General features: G+C 67.6%; 13 protein-coding genes. 6 read left to right on the top strand and 7 right to left on the bottom strand.

Features of this window, described 5'->3' with window-relative positions; all coding sequences use genetic code 11:
- Positions 1-182: 182 nt before the first annotated feature.
- Positions 183-1,307 carry an FAD-dependent monooxygenase gene (locus HWX39_RS18095; protein WP_175969349.1) on the bottom strand — a complete coding sequence of 375 codons (1,125 nt, stop codon included), beginning with the start codon at positions 1,305-1,307 and terminating at the stop codon, positions 183-185.
- 436 nt (positions 1,308-1,743) lie between these two features.
- On the opposite strand from HWX39_RS18095, the gene HWX39_RS18100 reads away from it, so the two are divergent.
- Complete coding sequence (locus tag HWX39_RS18100; RefSeq protein ID WP_175969403.1) at positions 1,744-3,015, top strand: FAD-dependent oxidoreductase; 1,272 nt, start codon at positions 1,744-1,746, stop codon at positions 3,013-3,015.
- Positions 3,016-3,162: 147 nt separating this feature from the next.
- On the opposite strand, the gene HWX39_RS18105 is transcribed toward HWX39_RS18100, so the two are convergent.
- The gene (locus HWX39_RS18105; protein WP_175969350.1) at positions 3,163-4,587 is read right to left on the bottom strand and encodes an efflux transporter outer membrane subunit; all 1,425 of its coding nucleotides are present in this window, start codon (positions 4,585-4,587) and stop codon (positions 3,163-3,165) included.
- On the bottom strand, positions 4,584-5,612 hold the full coding sequence (locus HWX39_RS18110; protein ID WP_175969351.1) for an HlyD family secretion protein: 1,029 nt from the start codon (positions 5,610-5,612) through the stop codon (positions 4,584-4,586). Before HWX39_RS18110 ends, HWX39_RS18105 begins: the two co-directional genes overlap by 4 nt.
- A gap of 83 nt (positions 5,613-5,695) precedes the next feature.
- Here HWX39_RS18110 and HWX39_RS18115 point away from each other — a divergent pair, with 83 nt between their 5' ends.
- Positions 5,696-7,276, top strand: coding sequence for an MFS transporter (locus HWX39_RS18115; protein ID WP_175969352.1), 1,581 nt, complete (start codon positions 5,696-5,698; stop codon positions 7,274-7,276).
- A 159-nt stretch (positions 7,277-7,435) separates the two neighbouring features.
- On the opposite strand, the gene HWX39_RS18120 is transcribed toward HWX39_RS18115, so the two are convergent.
- Positions 7,436-8,257, bottom strand: coding sequence for an alpha/beta hydrolase (locus tag HWX39_RS18120; RefSeq protein ID WP_175969353.1), 822 nt, complete (start codon positions 8,255-8,257; stop codon positions 7,436-7,438).
- A 555-nt stretch (positions 8,258-8,812) separates the two neighbouring features.
- Here HWX39_RS18120 and HWX39_RS18125 point away from each other — a divergent pair.
- Positions 8,813-9,238, top strand: coding sequence for a DUF3331 domain-containing protein (locus tag HWX39_RS18125; RefSeq protein ID WP_175969354.1), 426 nt, complete (start codon positions 8,813-8,815; stop codon positions 9,236-9,238).
- Between the two features lie 148 nt (positions 9,239-9,386).
- Here HWX39_RS18125 and HWX39_RS18130 read toward each other — a convergent pair whose 3' ends face one another.
- On the bottom strand, positions 9,387-10,028 hold the full coding sequence (locus HWX39_RS18130; RefSeq protein WP_175969355.1) for an HD domain-containing protein: 642 nt from the start codon (positions 10,026-10,028) through the stop codon (positions 9,387-9,389).
- A gap of 504 nt (positions 10,029-10,532) precedes the next feature.
- Between HWX39_RS18130 and HWX39_RS18135 the strand changes: the two genes are divergently transcribed.
- Entirely contained in the window at positions 10,533-12,275 is a 1,743-nt protein-coding gene (locus HWX39_RS18135; RefSeq protein WP_175969356.1) for a winged helix-turn-helix domain-containing protein, read from the top strand.
- Positions 12,276-12,702: 427 nt separating this feature from the next.
- Positions 12,703-14,166 (top strand): mechanosensitive ion channel family protein, encoded by a 1,464-nt coding sequence (locus HWX39_RS18140; protein WP_175969357.1) that lies wholly within the window; start codon positions 12,703-12,705, stop codon positions 14,164-14,166.
- Positions 14,167-14,225: 59 nt separating this feature from the next.
- On the opposite strand, the gene HWX39_RS18145 is transcribed toward HWX39_RS18140, so the two are convergent.
- Complete coding sequence (locus tag HWX39_RS18145) at positions 14,226-15,134, bottom strand: LysR family transcriptional regulator (RefSeq protein WP_175969358.1); 909 nt, start codon at positions 15,132-15,134, stop codon at positions 14,226-14,228.
- Positions 15,135-15,428: 294 nt separating this feature from the next.
- Positions 15,429-15,710: a XapX domain-containing protein gene (locus tag HWX39_RS18150; protein WP_175969359.1), complete on the bottom strand. Its 282-nt coding sequence runs from the start codon at positions 15,708-15,710 to the stop codon at positions 15,429-15,431.
- Positions 15,711-16,020: 310 nt separating this feature from the next.
- On the opposite strand from HWX39_RS18150, the gene HWX39_RS18155 reads away from it, so the two are divergent.
- Positions 16,021-16,707 carry a hydrolase gene (locus HWX39_RS18155; RefSeq protein ID WP_175969360.1) on the top strand — a complete coding sequence of 229 codons (687 nt, stop codon included), beginning with the start codon at positions 16,021-16,023 and terminating at the stop codon, positions 16,705-16,707.
- The last annotated feature ends 34 nt before the right edge of the window (positions 16,708-16,741 follow it).

The following is a 16,741-nucleotide window of genomic DNA, read 5'->3' on the forward strand; positions in this document are numbered from 1 at the left end:
CCCAGCGGCAGCGATTCGCGGCGGAGATCATGTCGTTACTCCAGGGTGGGGGCCGCACGCGGGCCGTGGCCGGCGCGCTCGTTGGTGGAGGCAGTCTACGCGGGCGCCGACGCCATTTCCTGAAGCTGCGCTGAAACGTTCTGAACGGGCGCACGCACCGATCCGGCGCTCGCGTTCCTGCGTCAGCGCGGCGTGCCGAGACCGAACGCCGCGGCAAGCTGCGGACCCTTGTCGAGCAACGAGGTCACTTCTTCGCGCCGCTGAGTCGACCATTGCGCGAGGCGCGCGACGACGTCGGTCGCGTCCGCCGGCAGCGCTTCGGCGAGCGACACGGCATCGCTCGCCGCCTTCGACGTACCGGATGCCGTATGGGGGCGCACGGTGCAGGCCGCGTCGCCGATCAGTGCGACACGACCGTCGACGAAGCCGGGGCTCAGTGCGTCGAAAATCGCCTGGTTGAAAGGTGCGCGCGTCGCGAGCACCAGTTGCGACAGGGTGGCCGGCAGCCGTTCGACGGCGAGCTGCCGCAGCGTCGCGACGGTGTCGTCGGCAAGCTGCCCCGGATGCACGGACGCGTGATGGATGTGGCCGGCGCGATCGGTCAGGTGGCGGCGCAGCGCGTCGGGATCGGCTTCGTTGCGATACCACAGCCAGTTGAAGCGGCGCGCGCCCGGCGCGAGCGAGCCGTCGAGCGCGGGAATCAGGAACGCCATGAACAGCTCGCCCGGCGCCTTGTGCAGCGTCATGTTCTCGACCAGCGACGCGATCGCGGCGGCGTCGAATTCGGCTTCGTCGACGATGCCGCGCCACGCGAGGTAACCGGCAAACGATGGCGTATAGCCGGGGAAGATGCGCGCGCGCAGGTTCGAACCGGAACCGTCGGCTGCAATCAGCACGTCCGCGCGGATGCGTTCGTCGTCCACGTGTACGTCGACGCCATCCGCGTCCTGCTCGAAGCCGGTCACCGTGCGGCCGTACCGGATGCGCCCGCGCGGCAGCGTCTCGCACAGCGAGCGATAGACGGCGTCCCACGACGAGAACGGCAGCATTTCCGGTTCGTCGCGCGTGACGATGCCGTCGCGATCGATCCAGCGCCGCCGATGCGTCGGCACGCTGATCGTCTGGCGGCAATGACGGCCATGCCGTTCGAGAAACGCCATCATGCGCCGCAGCACGGCCACCCCGCCGCCCTGGCCGCGCAGCGCGGACGGCGAGCGCTCCCAGACCGTGACGTCGTGCCCGACGCAATCGAGCGTCAGCGCGGCCGCGAGGCCGGCGATCGATCCGCCTGCAATGACGATCTTCATCGTGCGTGACTCCCGTGTTCGAAACGCGGCGTGCGTTGCCGGCCGAGTCGTGATGCGTGGCGTCGCACGCCAGTCCTCACGGTTCGCCGGATGATGTCTTGTCCGGCCGCGGGTTGCGCCGACCGTGCCGGTGTCGTCCGACGCCGACGCTACGCCGGTCGGAAGGTTCGCGCTGGATCCTCGGCAGCTTGCCGGGTGCAGGTCGTGGCCATCTTCCGCACCGATGCCGGCGCCGGCGTCGGCGATCACACGCAGCACGGCCGGCGCGAAGCGGTGAGCGGGGTTGGATACGGTTCATTGTGGCCGGTCGCGTCGCGAGCGCACCTTAATTCTTATTAAGGGTGCCGGCCCGGAGGGCACGGAGGACGTACAGTCACGCGTGCGGCCGGCGCGATTGCCGGCCGGGATCCGACATGACGGTCATCGGGAGGCACTTATGACGCAGTCGCAGAAAGTCAAGGTAATCGGCTTGCCGAACAGCAAGGAAGCCTATGCAATCCGCGACTTCCTGAAGCGCGGCGTGGTGGAGTACGAATGGTGCGAGTTGACGTCCGACACCGATTGCGCGCGCGAGCTGGGCATCGCGCCGCTGCGCGATATCCGGTTGCCGGCCGTCGTCTTTCCGGACGGCGCGCGCATGTTCCAGCCGACGCTGCCGGAGATTGCCGCCAAGCTCGGCTGGGTGGCCCGGCCGCGTTTCATCGAATACGACGTCTCGATTTACGGCGCCGGTCCGGCCGGCCTGTCGGCGGCTGTCTACGCGGCGTCGGAAGGGCTGCGGGCCGTCGTGATCGAACGCAATGCGATCGGCGGGCAGGCGGGCACGAGTTCGCTGATCGAGAATTACATGGGGTTCCCGGAGGGCATTCCGGGTGCCGAGCTGGCCGAGCGCGCGCGCCAGCAGGCGGTCAAGTTCGGCGTCGAGCTGCTGATGATGCGCGAAGGCGTGCACGCGACGTTCGTCGACGGAAAAATACGCGTCGACCTGGCCGATGGCTCGATCCTGACCGCGCGCTCGAACATCTGCGCGACGGGGATCGAATACCGCAGTCTCGGCCTGCCCGACGAACAGAAGTTTCTCAACGCCGGCCTGTTCTACGGCGCGGGGTCGAGCGAAGCGCCGATGTGCGAAGGCAAGCACGTGTTCATCGTCGGCGGCGGCAATTCGGCGGGGCAGGCCGCGATGAACTTCGCGCGGCACGCGCGCGAAGTCACGATGATCGTCAGGGGCGCGTCGCTGGCGGCGACGCTGTCGCGCTACCTGATCGACCGGATCGAGCGCACGCCGAACGTGACGGTGCGGTACGGTGCGACCGTCGACGCGCTGCACGGCGACGGCCGGCTCGAGGCGATCGTGATTCGTTCGGAAGACGGTGCGAGCGACAGGCTGCCGGCGACGCACCTGTTCGTCTGCATCGGCGGCGCGCCCAACACCGAATGGGCCCGCGATACGAACATCATCCGCAATCCGGGCGGTTATCTGGTGACCGGCAGCGACCTGGTCGACTGCCCGGCGTTCGAGCGCGTGTGGCCGCTCGAGCGCCGGCCCTACTATCTGGAAACGAGCGTGCCCGGTTCGTTCGCGGCGAGCGACGTGCGGTCGGGTTCGGTCAAGCGGGTGGCGGCGGCAGTCGGCGAAGGGGCGATGGCCGTGACGTTCGTGCACCGATTCCTCGGCGAAGACGCGCATCGGCCACGGGGCGCCTGAGCCCGAGCCCGGTCGCTCGACCCAACGGCGCAGGCTTCGCGCGGCGCACCGGCACCAGGCAACGCGAAAAACGTTAGGCAAGCGTAAGAGCGACATGAAAACGCGTGAGCCCGCTTGACCGGGGGCCGGAGGCGCGTTGGTGTTTTTTCAGAACCGGTCTTCGCGATTCGCGACGTTCGCCGGTTTCGCTGCAGGCGGCGTCCAGCCGCCGCCCAGCGCGCGTATGAGATTGACCGTCGCGATGGCGAGTGCCTGGCGGCTGTGAATCAGCTGGCGCTGCGCAGTCAGCGCGTCCCGGTCCGCATCGATGACCTCGAGGTAACTGACATAGCCGTGCCCGTAACGGCTCAGCGACAACCGCGCCGCTGCTTCGGTGGCGCGGGCCGCGCTGTCGTAGCGCACGATCCGCTCCTTCTGCGCGGCGATGTCGTTGAGCGCATCCTGGACCTCGCGCAGCGCGCCCAGCGCGGTCGCGCGATAGTTCGCGTCGGCGAGTGCCGCGCCGGCCGTCGCGGCGGCCACCGCGGCCTCGCGCTTGCCGCCGTCGAACACCGTTTCGGCCACGCTCGCGCCGAGGCCCCACAGCGAACTGTTGCGATCGAGAAACGTGCCGAGGTCGCGGCTGGCGAACCCGCCCTGGGCGGTCAGCGTCAAGGTCGGGAGCCACGCGGTGCGGGCGACGCCGATGTCGAGCGACGCGGCGTCGACGCGGCGCGCCGCCGCATAGACGTCCGGGCGTCGCGCGAGCAGCGCGGACGGCAGGCCGGGCGGCACCGCCGGCACGCGCAGGTCGGATGCGGTCGGCGCGACCGTGAAGGCGGTCGGCGAGACACCGGTCAGCACGGCGAGCGCGTCGACGAGGTTTTCGCGCAGCCGCCGGCTGTCCGCGAGATCGGCCCGAGCCGTATCGAGATCGGCCGCCGCACGCAGCGCGTCGAGATCGCTTGCCGCGCCGGCCCGCACGCGCGCGGCGATCACGTCGAGCGCGGTGCGCCGCAGTTCGATCGCGCGGGCGAGCGTCGCGAGATCCTGCTCGACGAAATGGAGCGTCAGGTAGTCGCTCGCGACATCGGTCGCGACGCGCAGGCGAACGGCCGCACGATCCGCGTCGGCCTGCAGCACGTTCTGCCTGCCGATCTCCGCATCGCCGCGCAGGCGCCCCCACAGATCGACTTCATAGCCGGCGTTGAACGGCACCGACCAGTTGTGCATCGTGCGCTTCGGCAATGCGTTGTCGACCGTGCCGGATACGCGCGAGCGGCTGAACGACGGATCGACGCCGACGGTCGGCGCCAGTGCGGCTTCGCGCACCCCGAGCAGCGCCTGCGCCTGGTCGACGCGCGCCGCGGCGGCGCGAATGTCGTGGTTGCCGGCGAGCGCGGCATCGACGAGCGCGACGAGTGGCGGATCGCCGAACGATGCGGGCCAGTCGACGAGCGACGGTGCGGCTTCGCCGGGCGCATCCGCATGGCGGAACCGGTCGGAACCGACCGCGACGGGCGCGAGCGGCTGCGGCGCGATCGTGCACGCGCTCAGCAGGGCGGCAGCGAGCAGGGCGGCGATGCGGGTCATGGCTGTGTGCGGCCGCGTTGCAGCGAGACGATCACCGACAGGCCGGGCCGAATGCGCGGTTCGGTCGACGCCGGGCCGTCCAGCAGGATCTTGACGGGCACCCGCTGCGTGACCTTCGTGAAATTGCCGGTCGCGTTGTCGGGCGGCAACAGCGCAAATTGCCCGCCCGTCGCGGGCGACAGGCTGTCGACGTGTCCGCTGAAAGTCCGGTTCGGCAGCGCGTCGAAGCGCAACTGCACGACGTCGCCGGTGCGCACATGCCGAAGCTGGGTTTCGCGGAAGTTCGCCACCACCCACGGGTGCGGTTCGACGACCGTGAGCAGCGCCTGACCGGGTGCGACATGCTCGCCGGTCTCGACCGTCTTCTTGCCAACGTAGCCGTCCGACGGCGCCACGACGGTGGTGTACTGAAGCTGCAGCTCTGCATCGCGCAACTCGGCGTCGTTCTGGTCCGACACCGCATCGGCAGCCTGCCGCGCGGCCTGCGCGCTGCGCTGCTGCGCCTCGGCCGCGTCGATGCGCGCGCGGGCGGACTTGCGTGCCGCGTTGGCGGCGTCGAACTCCTGCTGCGACAAGCCGCGCGGGGTTTCGCGGGTCAGTTCGCGTGCGCGTGCGTAGTCGAGCTCGGCCTTCTCGGCGTCCGCGCGTGCCGACACGAGCGCCGCGTCGGCTTGCTCGACCAGCGCCTTCGCGCGGCTCGCATCGGAATGCGCCTGCGCGACGCGGGCCCGCTGCAGCGCGACGCGCACGTCGAAATCGCGCGGATCGAGCCGCACGAGCGGGGCGCCCGCGTGCACGAACTGGTTGTCGTTCACCAGCACACGCTCGACCGTGCCGGCCACGCGCGGCGAGATCACGTGCAGGTGGCCCGTCACGTACGCGTCGTCGGTGCCGCGGTCATGCGCGTCGAATTCGTAGACCAGCAGCGCGACGAGCAACAGCGCGCATCCGGCGATCAATATGACCGGCCACTTGCGCGAGCGCGCGGGGGAAGTGGGCGGCACGTCCGGCGAGTTCGTGGTCACGATCGGGACACTCCATGGAACAGACGGGATTCGCTACATCGCGCTATGCTTGCGCGAGCCTTTTGTGCGGGAGCCGCTCGACGATGAACACCACGTTCGCCCCCGGTGGCGCGACACCGGGGCCGGCCGCAGCGCCGGCCTCCGATATACCGACGTTTCGGTCGATCGCCGCGATCGCGGCGGTGCTGCTCGGCGCGATCATTTCGACCTTGACGTCGCGCATCACGTCGCTCGGGCTCGCCGACGTGCGCGGCGCGCTCGGCGTCGGGTTCGACGAGGGCGCGTGGATCAACACCGCGTTCACCGCCGCGCAGATGTTCGTCGGGCCGCTCGCGATCGCGGCGGCCTTCGTGTTCGGCACGCGTCGCGTGCTGCTGGCGGGTGCCGCGGTATTCCTGGTCGTCGAAAGCGTGCTGCCGCTGTGTTCGAACTTCGGCACGTTCATCGTGTTCCAGAGCCTCGCCGGGTTCGCGTCCGGCGTGTTCGTGCCGCTGACCGTCGGGTTCGTCGTCCGCACGCTGCCGCCGCGGCTGATTCCATTCGGCATCGCCGCGTATGCGATGAACCTCGAGATGTCGCTCAACCTGTCGGCGACCCTCGAAGGGTGGTACAGCGAACACCTGAGCTGGCGCTGGCTGTTCTGGCAGAACGCCCTGCTGACCGTGCCGTTCATCGTCTGCCTGATGCTGTCGCTGTCGACCGAGCCGATCAAGCGCTTCGCGTCCGGCATCGACACGCGCGGCATGCTGCTCGGCGCCGGCGGGTTCGCGTGCCTGTGCGTCGCGCTCGATCAGGGCGAGCGGCTGTTCTGGTTCCAGTCGCCGCTGATCGTCGCGCTGCTGGGCATCGGCATCGTGATGGTGGCCGCGTTCCTGATCCACGAACTGGCGTCGCGACGGGCCGGGATCGATCTCGGCTACCTCGCGCTGCCCAACGTCGCGTTGCTGATCCTGCTCGTCGGCCTCGTGCGCTTTACCGTGCTCAACACGAGTTTCATTCCGTCGGCGTTTCTCGCGAGCACCTACGGGCTGCGCCCGCTGCAGATCGGCGATACGCTGCGCTGGATCGCGATGCCGCAACTGCTGTTCGCGCCGTGCGTCGCATGGCTGCTGCAGCGCGTCGATCCGCGCCGGCTGATCGTGGCCGGCTTCGCGATGGTGGCGGTCGCGTTCGCGCTCGGCGCGCAGCTCACGCCCGTCTGGGCCGAACCCGACTTCATCCCGTCGCAACTGCTCCAGGCACTGGGTCAGACGATGGCGCTCACGTCGGTCGTGTTCTTCTTCGGCAAGCACATGACGGCCGAGCATGCGCTGACGTTCGGCGCCGTCGTGCAGACGACGCGCCTGCTGAGCGGGCAGCTCGGCACGACGTCGATCGCGGTGGTCCAGCGCATCATGGAGGCTACCCATTCGAATCTCGTCGGTCTGCATGTCACGCTGTCGGATCCACAAACGCTGGAGCGCTTGCGGGCCGGCGCGGCGGCGCTCGTGTCGCACGGCGCGACCTTCGCGACGGGCGACCAGGCGGCCTATATGTTGCTCGATCGGGCCGTCCGCGTCCAGGCGACGACGCTTGCGCTCGCCGACAATTTCCGTGTCGCGATGGCGTTGGCGGTCGCGGGGGCGCTGATCGGCATGCTGCTCAGGCCGGCGCGTACGCCATGAGCGCGCGTCGCCGGAGCGGCGGCGATCCCGCGGCGACGATCCTGGCGATCGCGCACGCCGCAACGGAATCGCGACGACCTGAAAAATCCTGAAACGTGCCAAACGGCGCGCCGGCGCGCCGGCGTGACGGCCGGGCGCGCCGTACGGTGACGCTTGTACTTACGCCTTCAGAAATGCGAGCAGTTCGGCGTTGATCCGGTCGGCATTGACGACGCACATCCCGTGCGACCCGCCGGGGATCACCTTGAGCTCCGCGTGCTTCACGATCTTCGCGGACAGGCGGGCCGAATCGTCGATCGGCACGATCTGGTCGTCGTCGCCGTGCAGGATCAGCGTCGGGACGTCGATCTTCTTCAGGTCGTCGGTGTAGTCGACCTCGGAGAATTCCTTGACGCACAGATACTGGCCATGGATGCCGCCCATCATGCCCTGTGCCCAGAACGCATCGATCGTGCCCTGCGACACCTTGGCATTCGGACGGTTGAAGCCGAAGAACGGCACGGCGAGATCCTTGTAGAACTGCGAGCGGTTCTCGGCGACGTTCTTGCGGATTCCGTCGAACACGTCCATCGGCAGGCCGCCGGGATTGGACGCCGATTTCACCATCTGCGGCGGCACGGCGCCGATCAGCACGGCTTTCGACACGCGCTTCGTGCCGTGGCGCCCGATGTAGTGCGCGACTTCGCCGCCGCCGGTGGAGTGGCCGACGAGCGTGGCTTCGCGCAGGTCGAGCGCATTCATCAGCGCCGCGAGATCGTCGGCATACGTGTCCATGTCGTTGCCTTGCGACGGCTGGCTCGAGCGGCCGTGACCGCGACGGTCATGCGCGATCACGCGATAGCCGTGCTGCACGAGGAACAGCATCTGCGCGTCCCACGCGTCGGCGCACAGCGGCCAGCCGTGCGAGAAGACGACCGGGCGGCCGCTGCCCCAGTCCTTGAAGTAAATCTGCGTACCGTCTTGGGTGGTGATCGTGTTCATCGCATGGGCTCCATGATGGGCGGAAGTGGCGTGTTTGGGGGCAGCGGCGGCGGCTGCAGCCGGCAGCGCGGCGGCGGCAACGGCGGTCGCGCCGGCAAGCAGCATGTCTCGGCGACGCACCGAGGGAACGGCGTCGATGTCTGCTGGACGCATTGGAACTCCTTGAACGTGAGGTGGAACGATGCCGCGTTGGATGGATGGTTCGGATCTGCCCGCATGCGGCAATCGCGCCGGCAGCCGGCGTGCGTTCGCGGTCGCGGGCCGGCAGGCGCGCGAAGGCAGCGAACGAACGCCGACAGGAGCCTATCCCGCGGCCTTGCGGCCTGTACTGAAATCGCGCTGAATTGTCATGAAGCCGGTGGCGGCGCATGCCGCGCAAACCCGCCGGCCAGAAAAATTAAGCCCGGAATAAAGACTCTTCAGCGGCGGCTCGCTATCGTCAGCATCAGGTCATCCCGTCGCGGGTCGGTGCCGGTCCGCGTCGGCGGATGGCGCTCGCGACGCGGACGGGTGCGCAACATCCGGACCCCTCGCCACTTGCCTGGGTACGCCGCCATGGACGAATTCAATCGCTGGGAGCACGTGATGACGCTGCTCGACCCGTCGCCGGCCGCGAGCCGCTGCGCGCCGTCGCAGCTTCGCGACCCGGACCCCGTGCGCCGCCGCCATCGCGACGACGCGCCGCCCGCGTCGAGCGGCGGCGTGCGCCGCCGGTGCGCGATCGTCGCCGCCGAGCGGCAGACCGATTCGTCGGTGTTGATCTCATGGAGCGATCCGACGCGCTGCCGGTACGACGAGCAGCGCTGGATCAGCGCAAAGTCCCGCGCCCTCGGGCGCTGTGCGCTGACCGGCATCACGATTCATACCGGCGACGCGATCTACAAGCCGCAATGGCGCGGCGCGAAGCGCCCCGCGAACTACCGGGAGGTGATCCTCGCGTCCGAACTGGACCGGTTCATCGTCAGGCTGTCCCGTTCCTGACCTGAAGCGGCACGGCCTGTCCGTCGACCGTGGCTGACCGACGCACGCGCAGCGATTGAACGACGAACTGCTGGTTTTCGCCCGAGCATGGCTCGACGGCGGGTGCCGCCGTGACGTGGCATGGCCGAGCGGGCAGCCACCGGCCGCCTCACTCCGTCCATTTCGACCCGAGCACCAGGCCGCAGAAATTCGTCCGACGATAGTCCGGGTCGCACCGCTCGAGCACGTCGGCGCAGACGTTCCCGAACGCGGTCGCGGGGCGATGCGCGGTGCCCGCGGCGAACGCCTCGAGGAACAGTTCCTTGAAACACGGGCCGCGTGGCCACGCGTTGACGATCTCGTCACGTTCGGACCGGCTCACCTCGTCGAAATGACGTGCGAAGAGATCCGTCTCGATGCCTGCGCCGAGCAACGCCGTCAACGGCGTCATGTACGCGTGAATGCCGAAGGCCGTGTGCAGCGCGATCGCACGCCACACCTCCGCCGCATCGTCGGCGGCGACACCGTAGCCGCCGAGGAATGCGTGCGCGGCATTCGCGCCGTCGATTTCGAAGCGCTGGCGTGAATGCCGGTAGCGCTCCGTCAGTCCGAAGTCATGGAACAGCGCGGCGACGTACAGCAGCTCGGCGTCGAATGCGACGCCGCGACGCCGCCCGATGATCGACGCGAACGCGAACACGCGCATCGCGTGCCGGAACAGGAGTTCCGGTTCGCCGGCGCGCACGGCCGCGGCGGCCTCCCGTGCGATCGGGCCGTCGGGAATCCGGATGCCGGCGATAAGGTTGCCCATGCTCGTGTTCCTCGCGGCGTGACGGCAGTCGCTTGACGCTGGCGCCTTGGAACCATCGTCGCGCGCCGCGCCGCTGAATGTCCTGAGCGGCGCCTGAATCGTTCTGAACGGAAAATCCGACCGGCCGTCACGACCGGAATCGGTTTCGCCGCGCCGTGCACGTCGTTGTTACCGGCTTTTTTCTCGCAAGCCATCCGAACGTCATTTCAATTCACGAGACTACGAAATTGAATTCAGCGAATCAGCCGTTTTGTCCTACGAAACGCGTTCATGGGTAAACGGCCATTTCACGCATTGACAATGCAGGGCGCCGCGCTGGACCGTGCCGCGCCAGGCCGGGCGGCTCACGATGTCGCGGCGATCGTCGTTTTCATCGATTCAAAAAATTTGCTCCTTGAGTTCTGATTATTTGAATCATTCGACCGGACAAATGCCGTAGCATTGTCGTCAAACCGGTGTCATTTCTGACAGGGCATCGATGAATGCAATCGATTAAAAATTCCCATGATCCGGATCGGAACACTTCACGTTTTTCTCGACAGACGTGAAATTCGCTCGAATGGCAAGCTGCTGCGTATCGGCAGTCGCGCATTCGAAATTCTCGAACTCCTGATTCGTGCGAACGGCGCGTTGGTATCGAAAGACGAAATCATGCAGCGCGTGTGGCCGCACACGATCGTGGAGGAAAACAACCTGCAGGTGCATATCGCCGCGTTGCGCAAGGCGCTCGCCGACGACCGGAACCTGATCGTCACGGTGCCGGGGCGCGGTTATCGGCTGGTTGGCGGCCACGCCGAAGTCACGGTGCCCGCCCGTCCCGCGACGTCGCGGCTGACGGCCGCGCCGACCGCGCTCGTCGGCCGCGAGCAGACCGTCGCCGACGTCCTTGCCGCGCTCGACACCGCGCGCGTCGTGACGCTGGTCGGTGCGGGCGGCATCGGCAAGACGCGGGTCGCGCTCGAAGCGGCCATGCGCGCCGAAGCGAGCTTTCCGGATGGCGCCGCGTTCGTGTCGCTCGCCACGGTTGCGTGCCCGCGATTCGTGCCCGCTGCACTGGCGGGCGCGTTCGGCATCGTGGAGCCGACCGGATCGCCGACGCTCGAAGCGGTGCTGGCGAACGTGGCGGACCGCCGGATGTTGCTGGTGCTCGACAATTGCGAGCATCTGCTCGACGCCGCCGCGCAGATCGCGACCGCACTGACCGAGTCCGACGCCGGATTGCGCGTCCTCGCGACCAGCCGCGAGGCGCTGCGTATCCAGGGCGAGCGGCTGTGTCCGATTCCGCCGCTCGACGTCCCCGGCGAAGGGGCCGACGATGCCATGGCCCTGAGCGCCAGCGCGGTGCAACTGTTCTCGGCGCGCGCGCGGGCCGCCGATCCCCGCTTTCCGCTCGACGAACGCAGCGTGGCGCTGATGGCGTCGGTATGCCGGCGTCTCGACGGTCTCCCGCTCGCCATCGAACTGGCAGCGGCCCGCGCTGCCGTGCTCGGCATCGATGTGCTGGCCGCGCATCTCGACGACCATTTCAGGTTGCTGACCGGCGGTTTTCGTACGGCCTTGCCGCGTCATCAGACGCTGCAGGCGATGTACGACTGGAGCTACCGCTTGCTCGGGGACGCGGAGCGCCTGTTGTTGCGGTGGCTCGGCGTGTTCCGCGACAGCTTCTCGATCGACGCGGTGCGCGATATCGTCGGAACGAAGGGGTTGGCCGATGCGGACCTGCTCGACACGATCGCCGGCCTGGTCTCGAAGTCGCTGCTGGGCCTCGAGAGCGCGCACGGCACACCGCGCTACCGGCTGCTGACCACGACGCGCGCCTATGCGCTGCAGCAGCTCGAGAACAACGGCGAATGCGCGGCCGCGGCACGCGCACACGCGAACTATTTCCATACGTTGTTCAGGCTTGCGCCCGGCGGAGACGACGACGCCGAAGACGGGCCGCGGGCCGAATCGCGGCTCGACATGATCCGGCGCGAACTCGGCAATCTGCGCGCGGCGCTCGACTGGGCGTTTTCGCCGAATGGCGATGCCGAAGTCGGCATCGCGCTGGCGGCTGTCGCGGTACCGTGCCTGTTCGACCTGTCGCTGGTGGACGAATGTCGCGAAAGGGCGCGCGTAGCGCTCGATGCAATGCGCACGATGGACGAGACACGGGCGCGCGAAGATGCACGCGTGCGCCTGCTGGCCGCCTATGCCGCCGCGCTCGCCCATGCCTCGGGGCCGACGCACGTCGTACACGACGCGTGATCCCGCGTGCACGGGTTCGGATGCGACGCGGGCGGGGCCGGGTTGCGGCCGTGCGAAACGCAAGGGCACGCACCGCCGGCGAATTCAGAACGATTCAGCATGAACACAGGATCTGGGCGGTCGGTGCGTCTACATTGCATGCACGGAGACCGTCGGCGATTCGCAGGCGTGCGCGCAGCAGGCCGGCTCGCACCGTACCGCAACGCATCGATGTCGCCGCCACTGAATGCCAGCGCGGGGCGGTAGCGACACATGCGTTGCCGCCGCGACTTCGCGCGTCATCGAACGACTACCGCATGAAACCTGTCCAGTCCGACCTTTCTCGCCACGATTCGCTGCCGGCGGCCGCTCGCCGGATCGGGTAGCGCGTCATGCGATCGCGCCGACTCCCGGTCCGTCGCGCAGCGCACACGCGGCCCGTTCCGGCATGTTGAACCTGTCCGTCACGGTCGCTTACGGCGCGCCGATCGTCGCTGCCGACCTCGTTGCATGGCGGTTGCTCGGGCCAGGTCGTTCGACGACGAAAGCGGTCTGGCGCTGCGCGTCGTTCGCCGCGCTGACCTATGTGCTGTTCGCAACCGGCGTGAGCCCGCTCGCGGTGCCGGTGTCGCCCGACCGGATCGACCGGCTGGCGATCCAGGCGATCGGCGTCGCATGGTGGCTGCAGTGCGCGCTGGTGTTCAGCCTGATGCTCGACCATCTGCTGCTGCCGCGCGCGTGGCGCAACCAGCGACTGTTTCATGACATCGCCGCAGGCGCCGTGTTCGGCGCGGCCGCGGTGGCCGCGCTCGGCTACGTACTGGGCCTGCCGCTGAGCGGCCTGGTCGCGACCTCGGGCGCGGTGGCCGTGATCCTGGGCCTGGCCGTCCAGAACACGCTGAACGACGTGTTTTCCGGCCTCGTCCTGAATACCACCCAGCCGTTTCGCCTGGGCGATACGGTGGCGATCGGCGAGCTGGAAGGCCGGATTGTCGAAAGCAACTGGCGCGCGACCAAGATGATCAACAGCCTCGGCAACCTGGTCGTCGTGCCTAACAGCACGGCGGCGAAGGCGACGATCGTCAACCTGAGCGAACCCCCGAGCGTGCACGGCGTGACGCTGACGATCGAGATCGATCCGGGAGTGCGGCCGGCCGTCGTGGTCGATGCGCTCGACCGGGCGGCCGCCAGTTCGCTGGACGTGCTGGCCAGTCCGGCGCCGGTCTCGATCGTCAAGGCATTCAGAACCAACTCTGTCGAATACGAACTCGTCTGTTACGTCGACGCGCTGCAAAAAAAGGTGGCGGTGCGCAACCGGCTCTACGATCTGGCCCACCGGCACCTGGCCGCCGCGGACATCGCGCTGCGCCCGCTTGGCGGGACGGCCGCGGCGCACCGGCCGATGTCGCACGGTCAACGGCTGCTGCGCGCGGTCGAACTCTTCAGGCAACTCGATGACGAGGATCTGGCGGTGCTGGCCGAGGCGCTGGCGTCACGCGTATTCCACAAAGGGGAGGTGATCTACGCGTCGAATTCCGATACGCGCCTGCTGACGATCGTCGGGGCCGGTGTCGCGTCGGTGTTCGTGCCGGGCGCGACCGGCGACATCGAGGTCAGGAGGATGGCGCCCGGCGACGCGATCGGCCAGTCCGTCGTGCTGGCCGGCACGCAGCTTCACGCGAGTGTCTACGCGGTGACTGCCGTGACGGCCTATCAATTGAGCAGCCGCGACCTGACGCCGCTGATCGCGAGGAAACCGGAACTCGGACGGTTGATGTGCGAATCCCTGACCGAACACATCGCGACCGAGGAGAAGATGATGATCCCGCCGGCCGCAAAGGCGCACGCATCGTTCAAACTGATCGAGTGGCTCGAGAAGGAGATGAAGCGCCTGCACGATTCGTTCGCCTGATGCGGCCGGAGATCGCCGGGAAACGTTCGGTCGAGACGCGCGACCGACGAGCGGCGGAATCAGGCGAGCGCGGTGAACCGGTCGACGAGGTCGGGGCGGGCGAGCTGATCGACCCACCAGTGCAGCGCGCGTCCGGCCTCGTCGCCGCGCCACGCGATATAGCAATGCGTCGTGTCGCGCATGCCGGTCACCTTGCGGGCGACAAGCTTGCCCTGCGCGATCGCGCGCGCCGCGATGCAATCCGGCAGCGTGCCCACCGCGAGTCCTTCGCATTGCGCGGCCAGTTTTGCGGCAAGCGTGGGGACCGCGAGATACGGCTGCCCGGCGTCGACGGCGACCGAGCGCGGCTGCAGTTCGCGAGAAGTATCGCTGATGACGGCGCCGCGGTGCTCGACGACCGACGCCATCGACAGCGGCTCGGGCAGCGCCGCGAGCGGATGGGTCGGGGCGACGGCGAACACATGCCTGAGCGTGCCGATCGGCCGCGCGACGATGTCCGGCAGTTCCGGCGGCTCGCCCGCCGCGCCGACGACGAGATCCGCGCGGCGCGAAATCAGCGCATCCCAGGTGCCGCCGAGGACTTCGGTGGACAGGCGCAGCCGCGTGTTCATCTCGAGTCCGTAGAACGTATGCACGTAGGGCCACAGCGCCTCGAACGGCAGGATTTCGTCGATACAGATGCGAACCTCGGTTTCCCAGCCCTCCTGTGCACGCTGCGCCTTGCGTTCGAGCTGTTCGGCGGCATGCAGCAGCCGGCGGCCCTCTTCGACGACCACGCGCCCCGCGTGCGTGAGCTTCGCCCGGCGCCCGCTCCGGTCGAACAGTGCGACGTCGAGGTCGCTTTCGAGCTTTTGTACGAGATAAGTCAGCGCAGACGGTACGCGGTGCAGGAGCTCCGCGGCCTCGGCGAACGTGCCGGTGCGGTCGATCGCGTCCAGGGCCTCGAGCGCTTCGAATGACAGCTTCATGATGAATTCCACGGGGGCGTCGGGCTGTCATGTTATCGCCAAGCACCGCCGAGTCCAATACGATTCAGAACAATTCATCAAGGCGTCGCCGCCGGAGCGCTATCCTGGTCCGGGCAAGATTGCGTCGCGCGATTTCAGCGCCCGACCGGTATTGGCGACGTGCGCCATTTCCGGGGCGTCAGCGCACGGGGGAACCGTACCGGCCGGGCCCGGCTTTCGCGGGTGCCTCGCGTTCCGGCTTACCCGCGTGTCGTCCGCCGATCGGCCGCCCAGAATCCGGTCAATCACCGTGGGTCACGACGGTGTCGATTGACGTTTCTTCGCGGCGGCATCGGCCCCCTGGGCGCCGGGCAGGGAGCCGAACATGTGCTGGCTGCACTTCGCCTCGCTCCACGCGGTTCTCAAATGGATGCCTGCGAGCATCCTTCGTGCGACCGGCAGGATCTGTTCGCCGGCAAGGATGCCCAGCAGGCCAACCAGCGCGATGGTGGGCGGAGCGGGCGATTGCACGCCGATCAGGTAATAGACTGCGCCGGCGAGCATTCCGGCAAGCAGCGACGAAATATACGGCTTCATGATTCGGATATAAATGAATGACAACCGTGTGAAAAATACGGATGACTACCGATTTGCGCGGCAGCCCTGGATTCATTCGATAGCGTAGCAGGTCTTTTTTGATGCGATCATTCAATTCGAATTTTTTAAGATCTTTTAAGGGCTGAATTTAGGGATTTTATTAATTGAATTGATTAACTGGCGTTACCATGAATTCGCGTATTGAATGACAGCGGCTGGCAGGCGAACCTTCCGGCACAGCGCATTGGGCGCCTCCCGGCTTGCCGGCGAGACAGGCTAGTTTTTATCCGCGTCAAAGGACATGACCATCATGAGCAATCCGAAGCTTGAAGTACTCACCCCCCATAACAGCCAGCTGATCTTCATCGACCAGCAGCCGCAGATGGCGTTCGGCGTGCAGTCGATCGATCGCCAGGTGCTGAAGAACAACGTCGTCGGGCTCGCGAAGGCCGCGAAGGTATTCAACATCCCGACCACGATCACGACGGTCGAAAGCGACAGCTTCTCGGGTCACACCTATCCCGAGCTGCTCGACGTGTTTCCGAACCAGAAGACGCTCGAACGCACGTCGATGAACTCGTGGGACGACCAGAAGGTGCGCGATGCGCTGGCCGCGAACGGCCGCAAGAAGGTGGTCGTCTCCGGCCTGTGGACCGAAGTCTGCAATACGACGTTCGCGCTCTGCGCGATGCTCGAAGGCGACTACGAGATCTACATGGTCGCCGACGCTTCCGGCGGCACGTCGAAGGACGCGCACGACTTCGCGATGCAGCGGATGGTGCAGGCCGGCGTGGTGCCCGTCACGTGGCAGCAGGTCCTGCTCGAGTGGCAGCGCGACTGGGCACACCGCGAGACGTACGACGCCGTAATGGCGATCGCGAAGGAGCACTCGGGCGCGTACGGGATGGGTGTCGATTACGCGTACACGATGGTCCACAAGGCCGCGCCGCGTACCGCGACGCCGCACGAGTCGATCCCGCCCGTGCCGGCGAAGTGACCGAAGGCAGTCTCGACTGCCGATGCCGATGCGG

Source organism: Burkholderia sp. BCC0322, from assembly GCF_902833045.1.
Lineage (GTDB): Bacteria > Pseudomonadota > Gammaproteobacteria > Burkholderiales > Burkholderiaceae > Burkholderia.

Excerpts from the sequence above, each read along its gene's own strand:
- HWX39_RS18095 (WP_175969349.1), bottom strand. The coding sequence starts at position 1,307 with ATGAAGATCGTCATTGCAGGCGGATCGATCGCCGGCCTCGCGGCCGCG.
- HWX39_RS18100 (WP_175969403.1), top strand. The coding sequence starts at position 1,744 with ATGACGCAGTCGCAGAAAGTCAAGGTAATCGGCTTGCCGAACAGCAAG.
- HWX39_RS18105 (WP_175969350.1), bottom strand. The coding sequence starts at position 4,587 with ATGACCCGCATCGCCGCCCTGCTCGCTGCCGCCCTGCTGAGCGCGTGC.
- HWX39_RS18115 (WP_175969352.1), top strand. The coding sequence starts at position 5,696 with ATGAACACCACGTTCGCCCCCGGTGGCGCGACACCGGGGCCGGCCGCA.
- HWX39_RS18120 (WP_175969353.1), bottom strand. The coding sequence starts at position 8,257 with ATGAACACGATCACCACCCAAGACGGTACGCAGATTTACTTCAAGGAC.
- HWX39_RS18125 (WP_175969354.1), top strand. The coding sequence starts at position 8,813 with ATGGACGAATTCAATCGCTGGGAGCACGTGATGACGCTGCTCGACCCG.
- HWX39_RS18130 (WP_175969355.1), bottom strand. The coding sequence starts at position 10,028 with ATGGGCAACCTTATCGCCGGCATCCGGATTCCCGACGGCCCGATCGCA.
- HWX39_RS18135 (WP_175969356.1), top strand. The coding sequence starts at position 10,533 with ATGATCCGGATCGGAACACTTCACGTTTTTCTCGACAGACGTGAAATT.
- HWX39_RS18140 (WP_175969357.1), top strand. The coding sequence starts at position 12,703 with ATGTTGAACCTGTCCGTCACGGTCGCTTACGGCGCGCCGATCGTCGCT.
- HWX39_RS18145 (WP_175969358.1), bottom strand. The coding sequence starts at position 15,134 with ATGAAGCTGTCATTCGAAGCGCTCGAGGCCCTGGACGCGATCGACCGC.
- HWX39_RS18150 (WP_175969359.1), bottom strand. The coding sequence starts at position 15,710 with ATGAAGCCGTATATTTCGTCGCTGCTTGCCGGAATGCTCGCCGGCGCA.
- HWX39_RS18155 (WP_175969360.1), top strand. The coding sequence starts at position 16,021 with ATGAGCAATCCGAAGCTTGAAGTACTCACCCCCCATAACAGCCAGCTG.